Origin of the sequence: Methanohalophilus euhalobius, from assembly GCF_900215215.1 — an archaeon.
Lineage (GTDB): Archaea > Halobacteriota > Methanosarcinia > Methanosarcinales > Methanosarcinaceae > Methanohalophilus > Methanohalophilus euhalobius.
The window spans coordinates 46,384-59,502 of sequence record NZ_OBDR01000005.1 but is presented as its reverse complement, the minus strand read 5'-3'; the positions used below and the strand labels follow the sequence as shown (position 1 = coordinate 59,502).

Below are 13,119 nucleotides of genomic sequence, written 5' to 3'. Positions count from 1 at the left end.
TATCCCTCTGTTTTAATTTCCAAGTTCAAACTCATGGTTTAACAGGCGTACTGCCTCTTCAGCTTCATCGGAACTGACCACGAATGAAATGTTGTGCTGGGAAGATCCCTGGCTGATCATGATAACATTTATTTTTTCCCTGCCCAGTGTGCTGAATACCCTGCCTGCCACACCCGGGATGCCATCCATTCCGGCACCTACAACCGCTACCACACAGATATTCCTGTCGCAGGCCACATCTCCTATTACATCCCGGTTTATCTCGGATTTCAGGGCAGCTACAGCATTTTCCAGATGAGCCTCATCCACAACGAATGACATGTTTGCTTCCGAGGAACTCTGGCTTATCATTATGATGTTCACCCCAGCATTGGCGAGTGTGGAAAATACTCTGGCAGCTGTACCGATTGCACCCACCATGCCGGCCCCAGAGATGTTTATTGCGGCTACCGATCGTATTAGGGTCACGGCTTTTACTACATCCTTGCGCAGTCGCTGGTCTGAAACAATCAATGTTCCTTCAAATTCAGGATCAAATGTATTTTTCACCCGTACGGGTATTCCATGCTTGATCGCAGGTTCAATTGTACGGGGATGGAGTACCTTTGCGCCGAAATAGGAGAGTTCCATTGCTTCAATATAGGATATCTGGGGTATCGGACGTGCATCAGGGACAATCCGGGGATCACTGGTCATTATGCCGTGAACTTCTTTCCATAACCATATCTCATCAGCCTCTATAGCAGCCCCTATTATCGAAGCAGTGAAATCAGATCCACTGCGTCCCAGGGTAGTAATAATTCTTTCTTCATTCTCTGCGATAAAACCGGTAACTATAGGAACATGTGTTGCAACAACCCTTTTCAGGATGTTTCCAACATTTTCATATGTTTTCTCGAAAGGTCTGGCACAACCATATTCACTATTGGTTACAATGCCTGCCTCTCCACCGGTAAATGATCTGGAATTAATTCCCTGACTTTGCACAGCTCCGCTAACAACAGGAGCTGCAAGACGTTCCCCATAGGAGGATATGTAATCTATGGAACGCGGGGAGAGTTCCCCCAGATAACAGATACCAATGAGTGCTTTTTCGAGTTCATCAATAAGAGCATCGATCGTGCGGATTGTTTCATCGGCAATCCTGGCATCATCGATGGCTATCTCAATTGCATCGTAGTGTTTCTTGGCAAGCTCTGCCATAAATTCCTTTACCCGGGATACTTTGCCTTTATGGGACGCATCAATACCTATTTCCATCAGCCCGTCGGTGACTCCACCAAGGGCCGAGGTCACTGCCACGATTTCGTGGCCCTGTTCCCTGTAGTCTTTCAGTAATTCTGCGACATGGCGAATCTTTTTCCCATTTTCAATGGATGTCCCACCGAATTTCATTACATATCTCATATTAGTATCACGTTATTGATGATTTGTAAAATTCTGGCTGTTATAGGGAAGAAGCGCATATAAATATTGTCACCTCCTCCTGCAACACACCCATGCTCCCAGAAGTATGAATATAGCAAAAAATGCGCCAGGTGCAGGAGTTTTTTCCAGGGTATTGGCAGTTTCATAGATCTTGTCCACAGCCTCTGATGCACTTGAAGTCACATTTTTTGCCTTCTCAATGATAGCTGCGGCGCCATTTCCCGGGCTTTCTTCTTTTGCTATGTCCCCCACAATCAACAGCGCAGACTCGGATACCACCATTCCTTCGGATGTTATTGCTTTTGCCTTGATATTGTACTCCCCGGTGCTTAATCTGTCGGTAACTGCGTCGTAGGTATCTTCATATACTTCTTTTCTCTGGTCAATGAGATTTCCATCTACATAGATCTCGACTTTGTCTGCATAACCATCAAGGGTGTAACTTATGATGGCTTTTTCATTTGCCGGACTTTTTTCAGGGACTTCTATTTTGATTTCCAGTCCTTCCCCCATTACCTTATCGGTTTTTTGAATAACTTTTTTTAGGATTACATGATCCGAATCCGTAGTTTCAAATATTGTATCAATTTCTCCCATAAAAATAGTCCTCAGACGATCTCCATTTTTGCGTGTATAGGCAAAAACATCCCCCTCACCAAGGTCTTCTGTCATTTTTACAATGTTGCCGTTTTTACGAAGTGTGATAGTTACGGTTTTATCGTCAAGATCTGTTGCCTTGATGGTGTAATCTTCTTTAAGTTCTGTTTCTTTTCCGATAATCATGGACAACGACTTGTTCGACTTATCTGATTTTTCCGATATCAAATAGTCATCAGGAGCAATTTCTGGATCGATATACTGTTTGATTATGATCTCGGAATATGTTTCGCCGTCCTTTTCTTCAGTATCCTGCAGGCTGACATTGAATATCAGGTAGTCAGTTTCTTCATCATCCTCATCTTCTATTGTCTTCAGATATCTGAAAGGCTTATTTTCTTTGACAATTCCCTGTTCTACCTTTTTCTCATCAACGTAAACTTCTATGAGCAAATCTCCATTTTCACTGTTTATATCAATTACATTGATGGAATAACCCTGATCCAGTACGATGCTGTCTCCTGCTCCCACCGTGATTTCAGCATGCTGGATTTGTTCCTCTATTTCTTCTGCAGCACTGGCAAAACCACAGAAGATTATGAATACACAAATGACGGCAGTTGCAAAACGTATATATTTCATTAGTCCTCACCCTTGTATGATTATATTTTTAATTGTCTTATGAATAATTGGCAGTTTTGTATTTAAAAAGATGGCAGGTGTTTGTATGAAACATATTGTATTAATCGGTGACGGAATGGCAGATTATCCTATTAGGGAACTGGGAGACAAAACTGTATTAGAAGCTGCGGATATTCCCAACATGGACCGTATGGCACTGGAGGGAATAAACGGGCTGGCTACCAATGTTCCGGATGGGATGCCCGCAGGTAGTGATGTGGCTAATATGTCCATTCTGGGTTATGATCCTGCCAAACATTATTCGGGACGTGCTCCCTTGGAAGCAGCAAGTATGGGAATTGAGCTGGATAAAAATGATGTTGCTTTTCGTTGTAACCTGATAACAATTGAAAATGGTAATATACTGGATCACAGTGGCGGTCATATTTCCACCGAAGAAGCAAGTCAACTCATGCAGGCAATTGAGGATGAACTGGGTGGAGATGTCCATTTTTATCCGGGGATCAGCTATCGCCATCTTATGGTTGCCCAATTTGGTGTGGAGGCTATCTGTACTCCTCCTCATGATGTGATTGAGAACCCGGCCTCAAATCACATGCCAATGAGGGATTCAGCAGAAAAACTGGAAGAATTGATAAGGGCATCCTGGGATATTCTTTCCGAGCATCCTGTTAATAAAAAACGCATTGAAGAGGGAAAGAGACCTGCCAATTCCATATGGTTCTGGGGTCAGGGCTATGCTCCTTCGATGCCTTCTTTTGAAGAAATGTACGGACTAAAAGCAGCTGTAATATCTGCAGTGGATCTTATCAAGGGTCTGGGTATCTGTGGAGGAATGGACGTGATTGAAGTTCCCGGAGCTACCGGATATCTTGATACAAATTATGTAGGTAAGGCAGAATATGCTCTTGAATCCCTGAAAGATCATGACATTGTTTTTGTCCATGTGGAAGCTCCGGATGAAGCGGGACATATGGGTAGTCTGGAGGCCAAGATACAGGCAGTCGAGGATTTTGATTCCAAAGTTGTGGGTACCATCCTTGAAGGAATAGATAAAATGTCTGAAGAGTGTAACGTACTTGTCCTTCCTGACCACCCTACACCAATTGTAGTTAGGACTCATACGCCCGATCCTGTACCCTTTGTGATTTATCCATCTTTCAATAAGGATGCTGATATTGTCAAAACCTACTCAGAAGATGCAGCAGCAGATGGTATTCTTTCAACTGTCAGGGGTTGTGACTTGATACATACCATGCTATCCCTTTGAGCAACCGCAATCTTCTTATAGAAGTACATGCACATATTATGTCTGTTATTTCAAAACAGGAATAACAGGAGTGGTATAATATGAAAAGAGGATTAATACGCAGGGAAAATTCACCTTCAGTAAGCAGATGGGATCCATTCGATGAGATAAAACAGACGCAGGATTACCTAAACGACCTTTTCAGGGAATTCTTACCTTCGGTACAGTGGAAAGGGGGCGAAACTCTGGCTCCCCTTGTGGATGTCCAGGAAAAGGATGATTCAGTAGTTGTCACCACAGATCTTCCTGGAGTCGATAAGAAGGATGTGGACATCAGTGTATCCGAGGGCATGATTGAGATCAGTGCAACGTGCAAGAAGGAAGAAGAGAAGGAGGAAGAAGGTTATTTCCAGAAAGAGCGCAGTTATTCAAGTTTCTCCAGGGCTGTCTCTTTGCCGGCTTCTGTGACTGAGGAAGGCGCCACGGCCAAACTTGAGGAAGGGGTGCTGACAGTCACATTACCAAAAACCAAAGAAGCTGAAAAGCCGAAGATCCCAATCGAATAAATTAGCTAAATGTGATATTACCTCTCTGCAGGTTGCAGGGAGGTTTCATTTTTTGCGGCATCAGCTAAGTTCTGTCCTCATACTTTGCTCAGTGGGGGTAACTCTCATCATCGCCGCAGGTCAATATATAGGGCTAGTATTATTTGTCAACTACCCACGACTAAAGTAGAGGGCTTGCAGGTAAATCATCATGTTAACAAGTAACATTCATTTCGCATATGACTGGTTGACACTGCCCGGACAACGGGTTAGACTTTCTTACGAAAGTGGCAGCCTACTCAATCGAGACGCTTCAAATGTCGTTTCCACGGGGTTGTTACCAACCACCTTGCCCGAAAGAGCAATGTGTTCAAACTGTTACCCTGAACTTCAACCGTTTACTTCCTGTCGGATTGTGCCTTTCCCACAAGGGGTATCAGGACAGTTTGTTCCTCAACATAATATAGGGGCTGATAGTATTTATTTCATTTCATATTTAAAAACAATAAAAAGTATAAGAGGTGAAAAGGGCGGCGAGGGTACGTTTCCTCCCACGACTAAAGTCATGGGTTTCCACGACCCTCTGCACTCCCGACGTTCATGAGCTGCTGTATTTTTCTGTGGAGTTGAAAAAAGGTGAGGATGGAAGCCTTTACTGTTGATGATATACCCCTTGTAAAACCCGGTGACGACATTGCGGCTATGATATGTGAGCGTGCCGCTCTGGAAGATGGCGATGTGCTGGTTATTGCTTCTACCATCATTGCAAAAGCCGAAAATGAACTGTTTTCCCTTGACGACATTACGCCCTCTGATCGGGCAATCGGGATTGGCAAAAAGGACGATAAAGACCCACGGCTTGTAGAGGCGGTACTGGACAGGTGCAGTGAGTGTTTTGTCGAATCTCCTGTAATGCTTGTGCAATCCGACAGGGCACATGTATGTATCAATGCGGGAGTGGATGATTCCAATGTCGAGAACGATTTACTTGCCGATCTCCCCCGGGATGCGGATGCCAGTGCCAGAAGTATAGGAGAGAGAGTTGAAGAGATTACAGGTTGCAGGGTTGCTGTTGTGGTAACTGACACCAATGGCAGGGCTTTCAGACTGGGTCAGACAGGTGTTGCAATAGGGCTGTATCATGCTACACCCATTTATTACTGGAGAGGTACAAAGGACCTTTTCGGTTATGAAATGCAGATCAGTGAGGAGGCGGTTGCCGATGAAGTGGCAGCTGCTGCAAACCTGCTGATGGGAGAAGGGAGTGGAGGTAATCCGGTAGTTGTTGTACGGGGCATACCCCTGTTTACCGAGGAAAAAACATCTGCCCGCCAGCTTTACCGGCCGGACAACATGGATATTATAAAGAAGGCCTTACGCATCTTCCAGGAGTCTTGATACTGGCAGGTTTATTATCTCCACTCCTGCATCATTAAAGAAATCCAGGGCATCAGTATCCGGATATGATGTCAGGTAAACCACCCGTTTTATCCGGGCATTGATTATCATTTTGGTACACAGGATGCAGGGTTGGTGTGTACAGTAGAGGGTTGCCCCTTCGATTCCAGCTCCGTGCAGTGCTGCCTGGATTATGGCATTCTGTTCGGCATGCACTGCCCGGCATTTCTCATGACGTGTTCCTGATTCGATATTGTTTTTTTGCCGGATACATCCGATATCCAGGCAGTGTTCCATATTACTTGGGGCTCCGTTGTAACCTGTGGAAAGGATTTGTTTATCCCGCACGATAACCGCTCCCACCCGGTTGCGAAGGCATGTGGATCTTTTGGCTATTACGGTAGCGATCTCAAGAAAGTATTCGTCAACAGATGGTCTGTATGGCATGCCTGTAAAATGGGTTGTCGGCAGTATATATTAGTTATGTATAGCTCTTTTCCAGAAATCTGGCCTTGAGAAAATTCACCAAAAAGCAATAACACAAGAAAATAGTATATATTACTTCATAGTATGGAAAAGTGTAATTTGACTTCTGAGTCTATGTTATCGGAGCATACAATTTATGGCGCTGTTTATTGATAAACTTGAAAACTTCATTAAAAACCATAATGAGAGGCAACTTGTAACTATACCTCTTGCGGTGTTTGCAATAGCCTTACTGATTATGGTATTTGTGTATTCCACATCCGGGTCCCCTGTGAACCTGGGTATGGAATTTAAGGGCGGAACAATGATTTCCTTCCAGACAGACGACCCGATAGAAAAACTGGAGGTCGATTATTCAGGATATTCTCTGGCCGATGTACGTAAAACCGGACAAAGGGCAGTACTCCAGTTTGGGCCTATGGACAATGACGAACAGCTGGAACTTGAAAAGAAAATAACATCTGCGTATTCATCCGTAGAGATCCGGCAGGTAGGAGCTGTCTACGGCAAGGATTTGCAGGTACAGGCTCTCCAGGCTGTAGTTCTGTCCTTTATAGGCATGGCAATAGTAGTTTTCCTTATCTTCCGCAGCACCATACCCTCCGTAGCAGTGGTCCTTTCTGCACTTTCCGATATCAGCATAGCCGCTGCATTCATGAATATCACAGGAATTGAACTATCCCTTGGTACAGTTGCAGCTTTATTGATGCTTATTGGTTACTCTGTTGACAGTGATATCTTACTCACAACCCGTGTACTCAAACGGCGCGGATCTGCAAATGAAAAAATATCCCTAGCAATGCATACAGGTATTACGATGACCACCACGACCCTTGCAGCGCTAGTGGTTATGTATATTGTTTCCACATATTCTTATGTCCTGACTTCAACTGTCTCACAGATAAACCTCTTATCTGACATTTCCATTGTACTGATATTCGGTCTACTTGCTGACCTGATGAATACCTGGCTGTTGAATACGGGCATCCTCAGGTGGTATGTGAATAAGAATCCCAAGGGGGTGAAGACATGAGCGAAGAAAAACCAAAGGGGCTGTTGAGTGACTGGCGTGTACGTATATTCATAATAGCCATTCTGCTTTCTCTTGTTGCAATCCAGCCCTGGTATTCGGCAGATGAAGGTTTTGATACCAACCTCGATTATGGACTTGATCTTGAAGGGGGTTCCTGGTTACAGGTAAGCCTGCAGGGTGCTGTAATACAGGCCAATGTAGACTCTGGAATGACTGCAAGTGCTCTTGTCGAAAATATTGTTGGCTCTCCGGTTGAAGTCGTGAATGTCATACCACCCTCTGAAGGGCAATCCACAATCACCATCTCCCTAAAAACACAAGCTTCAGTGACCCAATCCCAGCTAAATCAACTGGGTCTGAGTGATTCTTCAGTAAGTAGAGAAGGCAATCTTTCAGAGATCACTCTTTACACAACAGAACAACAACTGATAGCCACATATCTCTCCGAGGAACTCAATGCCGAGGTAATTCCCTATGCAGTTCCCGGCGGTGTGGAATATGAAATCAGGACCAAAGCAGAACAGGAAACTGTTGAAAATTTATTGGCTGATGTTGGCGGTTCTCTGCTGACCGATGAAAACGGTGACAAACTCTATCGGAAGGGTGTGCGCACAGAGACACGGGACCTTACTAAAGAGATCCTCAGTGAAAAACTCAATGCCCTTGGTCTGAAGGATATACCGGTACGTACGGTGGGTGATGAATACATACTGATGGACTTTGCAGGTATCGATCTTACAACTGCCAAGGAGATTGCCCAAAAACCTGGTAAATTTGAAATACGGATACAAACCGAAGGCAACAATACCAAACATGTGCTCTACGGTGACGATATTTCCAGTGTCGGTGTCCCCTCACGTCATGATGGACAGTGGTACACTCCATTTAAGCTGACCCTTGATGGGGCAAACGCTCTCCAAGAAGCTGCAATAGAGACAGGTGCAGTAAACGATCCCAATTCTCACTGGCTTTACATGTATCTTGATGATAAGGAAGTATATGGTGCTCCGCTAAGCCCTTCAGCTGCATCCCGTATAAGGACGAACCCAATTTATTCCTGGGAAGCTTCCACAGGTGCAGATAATGAAAGTAAGGCACAGGCCGAGCAACTCCAGATACACCTGCGTGCAGGAGCCCTGCCGGTCAATGTGGAGCTCGTAGGTTCCGGACAGGTCGATGCTTCACTGGGAGACCAGTTCAAGAAACAGGCAGTGCTTGCAGGATTGCTTTCAATGCTTGCAGTTGCCGGTGTGGTCTACAGACGTTATGGTAAAAAACAGATTCTTGTGCCGATGGTGGCAACTTCTGTTAGTGAAGTACTCATGATCCTCGGGTTTGCTGCAGCTGTAGGGTGGCAACTTGACCTTCCAAGCATTGCCGGTATAATAGCAGTGATAGGTACGGGTATCGATCACCTTGTGATAATTACCGACGAGGTACTCTATGAGGGCAAATTACCACCGACAAAGGTTTACCTTTCGAGAATTGCCCGGGCTTTCAGCATAATCTTTGCAGCCGCTGCAACCACGATCATTGCAATGTCGCCCCTGGTTGTCATGGGCTTTGGGGCCCTGAAAGGTTTCGCCATAACTACCATTGTCGGTGTATTGATTGGTGTACTTATTGCCCGTCCGGTATACGGTAAGGTGATAAAGGAAGTGCTTCAGGAAAAAGGAGAGAAGCAATGAAAGGTCTCTGGATATTGAAATACAGGCCACAGTACCTGGGTGATTTTGTAGGCAATGAGAAGGCAATATCGATAATGCAACATCTGGTATCTTCCGGGAAATTGCCACACCTTGTAGTCCACGGTCCTGCAGGAAGTGGAAAAGCATCTGCTGTATTTGCTCTTGCAAGAGGCATTTATGGTGATAACTTTGAGCACAACTTCACCTATTTCAATGCCTCAGATTTTTTCGATCAGGGGAAACGTTATCTTGTAAGGGACAAACGTTTTGTGCGTTTTCTGGGTACGGATGATCCCAAAAAGATCAGGTCAAGTGTAATTTCAATATTTAAGGACCTGGTAAATGAATATGCAAGTATGGGCTCAATTGATGCAGATTATAAGATAATCTTTGTCGATAGTGCGGAATCCCTCAATGAAAGCGCCCAGCATGCTTTGCGCCGGATTATGGAACGCTACAGTCGCACCTGCAGGTTCATCTTTTCCACAACCCAACCCTCAAGACTGATCTCCCCTCTGCGCTCCCGTGGTCTGCAATTATTTTTCACCTACGTGTCGGATGAAGAACTTGTAGGTTTCCTTGGTGATGTTGCTGATAGGGAGGGTCTTGCTTATGAACCAGAAGCTCTCGTAAGTCTTGCGCGTCATTGTAAGGGCAACGTGGACTGTGCTCTGCGGCTTCTCCAGTCTGCAGCTCTTCAACATGCCGGCGAAAAACTATCTGCAGACATAATCTTTGAGGTAGTAATGGAAGATGTACCTGCGGGTGTTTCTTCCCTTCAGGAAGCCATCTCAGCTGCGGATTTTCCCCTGGCACGTAAAGCGATTGATAAAATGCTTATTGAAGACGGTATGTCAGGGGTGGAAATTGTCAGGCATTTATATCGGATTGTGAATGATACCGGTGAATCTCCCGCAATCCTTGCCCGGGTCCTGTTGAAGATTGCCGATGCTGACCTGAATGTCAGGAGTGCCGCTAACGACAGGATACATCTTGAACGACTGGTCACGGAGATGGCCAATGTCTGATGAGAGTGATTTTGCTAAAGCCTGCAGGAAACTTGTTGAGCTGGTTCTTGAAGATTTAACATTGGATAAAGTGCAATTCAACAGGGAAAAATTGAACATAAGCAGGCAATATGGGCTGTCAACTCTTCCTCGTAATTCCGATGTCATAGCCGCTGCTTCTGATAGTGAAAAGGAATATGTGCGCAGCCGGCTGCGGCGTAAACCTGTAAGGACAATATCCGGTGTGGCGGTTATTGCGGTTATGACATCTCCTGCACCCTGTCCTCACGGTGTATGTGTGCCCTGCCCCGGCGGGCCTGCATCTGCTTTTGAGTCTCCTCAGAGTTATATGGGAAGGGAGCCCGCCGCCATGCGGGGTATACAGTATGAGTATGACCCCTACAGGATAGTGCACGCACGCCTGAAACAGTTGCAGGAAATCGGGCACGAAGTCGATAAGGCAGAACTTATAGTCATGGGAGGTACATTTACATCCCGTAATATGGATTACCAGGAATGGTTCACCAAACGTTGTCTTGAGGCGATGAATGATTTTAAGGGGCATCAATGGCGGGATAGTGTCCATAATGTTTACGGCTATATTCCTATCGAAGATGTACAGGAGACCAATGAAAGTTCTGCGGTTCGCAACATAGGTATAACCTATGAGACACGTCCCGACTGGACATCTCCTGTGGAGGTAGACCGGCTTCTGGATTTTGGTGCTACAAAAGTAGAAATCGGGGTGCAAAGTGTATACGATTTTGTACTTTCAAGGATGCGTCGGGGCCATACAGTTGCCGACACCGCTGAGGCAAATCGCGTATTACGCGATAGTGGCCTGAAAGTAGGTTTCCATATAATGCCCCGTCTTCCGGGTTCGGATAATGAGCGGGACCTGCGGGGATTTAAAAAACTGTTCAGTGATTCACGTTTCATGCCGGATTTCCTGAAGATCTATCCCACTCTTGTAACCGAAGGTACAGAGCTTGAAAAAATGTGGAGGGCAGGCAAGTACGATCCCCTCTATGATGAAGAAGCTGTGGAACTGCTTGCTGACATAAAAGCAATGCTCCCCAGGTGGGTGCGGCTGCAACGTATCCAGCGGGATATTCCTGCACAGCAGATATTGGCCGGTGTGAAAAAGAGTAATATTCGCCAGCTTGCAGGCCAGCGACTTCTGCAAAAAGGTGGCAAATGCAGTTGTATACGTTGCAGGGAAGTTGGTCATAATATCCTGAAAGAAAGGCCACCTTCAATAGAAGATATTGAATTTATGGTGCAATCCTACTCTTCCTGTGGAGGGGAGGAACATTTCCTATCGTTCGAGGATGTCAGTCAGGACATCTTGATTGGATTTTTGAGGTTGAGGTTTCCGAACAATCCACATCGGCCTGAACTTGATAATTCGGCTCTTGTACGGGAATTACATGTTTATGGTTCAATGGTTGTCGTGGGTGGATCTGCAAAGGATCACGACTGGCAACACAGGGGTTATGGTCTCAGGTTGATTTCTGAGGCTGAGAAAATGGCAAAAGATGCCGGTTTTGAAAAACTCAGTATTATCAGCGGTATTGGTGTACGTGAATATTACCGGAAACTGGGTTATGTTCTGGAAGGCCCTTATATGGTAAAATATCTTTAAGCGTAAGCGTGGAGTAGTTCAATTCTTTTCTGTGTATACTGTACTTTTTTATAGTTTTATTGGAATACAGTATTACTGTAATACCAGGATACAAATTATGGTGGTCACATGGTTTCAGAAGTTGAAATGAACAATATTCTTGTAGCTTTGAATGAAATCAATGATAAGCTCGACAGGCTGTTATTCCAGCAGGATTCTTCGTCTCATGTTTCACAGGAAGATGGTTTAAATGAGCTCGATGTAATGACCCTTCTTTCCCTGCCGGATCATTTGCGCACGACAGCGACCGTCTTATTTGAAATGGGAACTGCAACCGCTGCACAGATTTCGGAAAAAACATCTAAGGAAAGAGCAGTTGAAAGCAATTATCTCAATCAGCTTGTACGTATGGGTCATGTACACAAGTACAGAAATGGCAGAAAAGTCTTTTTTACAGTTCAATAAAGATAACATATTTCTGAGTGAAGAAAAATTCATATTAATCACTGTGATTAATCTTCAGCAGAATAATTAATGTATAATACATCTTCATTCTGAAGAATGGGTCTCTATATTTAAAAACAAAAGATATTTCCATCAAGAATTGGTGTCATTGTTACGAATTTATTATTGATGGTGGTTTATTTAATTAAGCAATTAATCTGTGGGCAAATCAAATGAAAGATACGTTTACAATTGCAGTCCACTCTCCACGTGGGGGTACGGGAAAAACAAGTGTTGCCATCAATCTTGCATGTGCTTATGCAAAAGAAGGTAAGGATGTATGTTTGCTTGACATGGACCTGAAATCTCCCAGCACATTTAATGGCATGTTCCCTCCCTCGAGTGAGTGGATAAATGATATTTTTGATTACAAAAAAAACATACGTCAAGTAATAGTGGATGGTTCAAAAAGCATTGCTTCAGAGGCTCGTTTCTATGTAGGTTACTCCAATCCTGAAATTTCTGCTATCAGGGAATTTTCTTCAAAGGACAGGAAATGGCAATCAGATGCCCTCAAAGCATTGATTCAATCTAAAAAAAATCTTCAAAAGGAAGGTTTTGACGTTGTGATTATGGATACAAGTCCCGGTGTGGATTTCACATCGGCCAATGTTGTGGCAAGCAGTGATTATGTCCTGATGGTAGTAAAACCCAATGAGTACTGTCTCACAAATATAAAGCAGGCAATTGATGGAATCTATACCCCTCTGGGCAAAAAATGTGGGATTGTGGAAAACATGTGTCTTGATGAACAATCATTGCAAATGGGTGAAAAATATGGAGTGCCTGTACTTACTTCGATTCCATGCATGTGTGAGGTGTCCGCGCATGGCCTATCCAAAATATTTACTGTCGAACAATCTTCCCATCCCTTTTCCAGTGCTATGGATAGGTTGAAGAATAGTATCGATTATTAAT

General features: G+C 44.4%; 12 protein-coding genes. 9 read left to right on the top strand and 3 right to left on the bottom strand.

Translation table 11 applies throughout. The annotated features are described in order from the left end of the window. Window positions 1-12: 12 nt before the first annotated feature. A complete protein-coding gene (locus tag CP947_RS06090; RefSeq protein WP_096712345.1) occupies window positions 13-1,407 on the bottom strand; it encodes an aspartate kinase in 1,395 nt (464 codons plus the stop codon). A gap of 69 nt (window positions 1,408-1,476) precedes the next feature. Next, window positions 1,477-2,667 (bottom strand): hypothetical protein, encoded by a 1,191-nt coding sequence (locus tag CP947_RS06085; RefSeq protein ID WP_096712344.1) that lies wholly within the window; start codon window positions 2,665-2,667, stop codon window positions 1,477-1,479. An 85-nt stretch (window positions 2,668-2,752) separates the two neighbouring features. Here CP947_RS06085 and CP947_RS06080 point away from each other — a divergent pair, with 85 nt between their 5' ends. The 3 genes from CP947_RS06080 (at window position 2,753) to CP947_RS06070 (ending at window position 5,859) form a co-directional block, all read left to right on the top strand. Continuing rightward, the gene (locus CP947_RS06080; RefSeq protein WP_096712343.1) at window positions 2,753-3,937 is read left to right on the top strand and encodes a cofactor-independent phosphoglycerate mutase; all 1,185 of its coding nucleotides are present in this window, start codon (window positions 2,753-2,755) and stop codon (window positions 3,935-3,937) included. Window positions 3,938-4,017: 80 nt separating this feature from the next. Next, on the top strand, window positions 4,018-4,482 hold the full coding sequence (locus CP947_RS06075; RefSeq protein ID WP_096712342.1) for an Hsp20/alpha crystallin family protein: 465 nt from the start codon (window positions 4,018-4,020) through the stop codon (window positions 4,480-4,482). Window positions 4,483-5,097: 615 nt separating this feature from the next. Further along, window positions 5,098-5,859, top strand: coding sequence for a coenzyme F420-0:L-glutamate ligase (locus tag CP947_RS06070; RefSeq protein ID WP_164909036.1), 762 nt, complete (start codon window positions 5,098-5,100; stop codon window positions 5,857-5,859). Here the strand turns inward: CP947_RS06070 and CP947_RS06065 are convergent. Then, window positions 5,836-6,306: a deoxycytidylate deaminase gene (locus CP947_RS06065; protein ID WP_096712340.1), complete on the bottom strand. Its 471-nt coding sequence runs from the start codon at window positions 6,304-6,306 to the stop codon at window positions 5,836-5,838. The genes CP947_RS06070 and CP947_RS06065 overlap by 24 nt on opposite strands. Window positions 6,307-6,481: 175 nt before the next feature. Between CP947_RS06065 and CP947_RS06060 the strand changes: the two genes are divergently transcribed. From CP947_RS06060 to CP947_RS06035, 6 genes are all read left to right on the top strand, one after another. Next, window positions 6,482-7,378, top strand: a complete 897-nt coding sequence (locus CP947_RS06060) for a protein translocase subunit SecF (protein ID WP_096712339.1) — start codon at window positions 6,482-6,484, stop codon at window positions 7,376-7,378. Then, on the top strand, window positions 7,375-9,066 hold the full coding sequence (locus CP947_RS06055; RefSeq protein WP_096712338.1) for a preprotein translocase subunit SecD: 1,692 nt from the start codon (window positions 7,375-7,377) through the stop codon (window positions 9,064-9,066). Before CP947_RS06060 ends, CP947_RS06055 begins: the two co-directional genes overlap by 4 nt. Further along, window positions 9,063-10,094, top strand: a complete 1,032-nt coding sequence (locus CP947_RS06050) for an AAA family ATPase (protein ID WP_096712337.1) — start codon at window positions 9,063-9,065, stop codon at window positions 10,092-10,094. The genes CP947_RS06055 and CP947_RS06050 overlap by 4 nt, the downstream gene beginning before the upstream one ends. Continuing rightward, window positions 10,087-11,718, top strand: coding sequence for a tRNA uridine(34) 5-carboxymethylaminomethyl modification radical SAM/GNAT enzyme Elp3 (locus CP947_RS06045; RefSeq protein ID WP_096712336.1), 1,632 nt, complete (start codon window positions 10,087-10,089; stop codon window positions 11,716-11,718). The genes CP947_RS06050 and CP947_RS06045 overlap by 8 nt, the downstream gene beginning before the upstream one ends. A gap of 108 nt (window positions 11,719-11,826) precedes the next feature. Continuing rightward, the gene (locus CP947_RS06040; protein ID WP_096712335.1) at window positions 11,827-12,162 is read left to right on the top strand and encodes a transcriptional regulator; all 336 of its coding nucleotides are present in this window, start codon (window positions 11,827-11,829) and stop codon (window positions 12,160-12,162) included. Between the two features lie 212 nt (window positions 12,163-12,374). Continuing rightward, window positions 12,375-13,118, top strand: coding sequence for a ParA family protein (locus tag CP947_RS06035; RefSeq protein WP_096712334.1), 744 nt, complete (start codon window positions 12,375-12,377; stop codon window positions 13,116-13,118). Window position 13,119 lies beyond the last annotated feature (1 nt).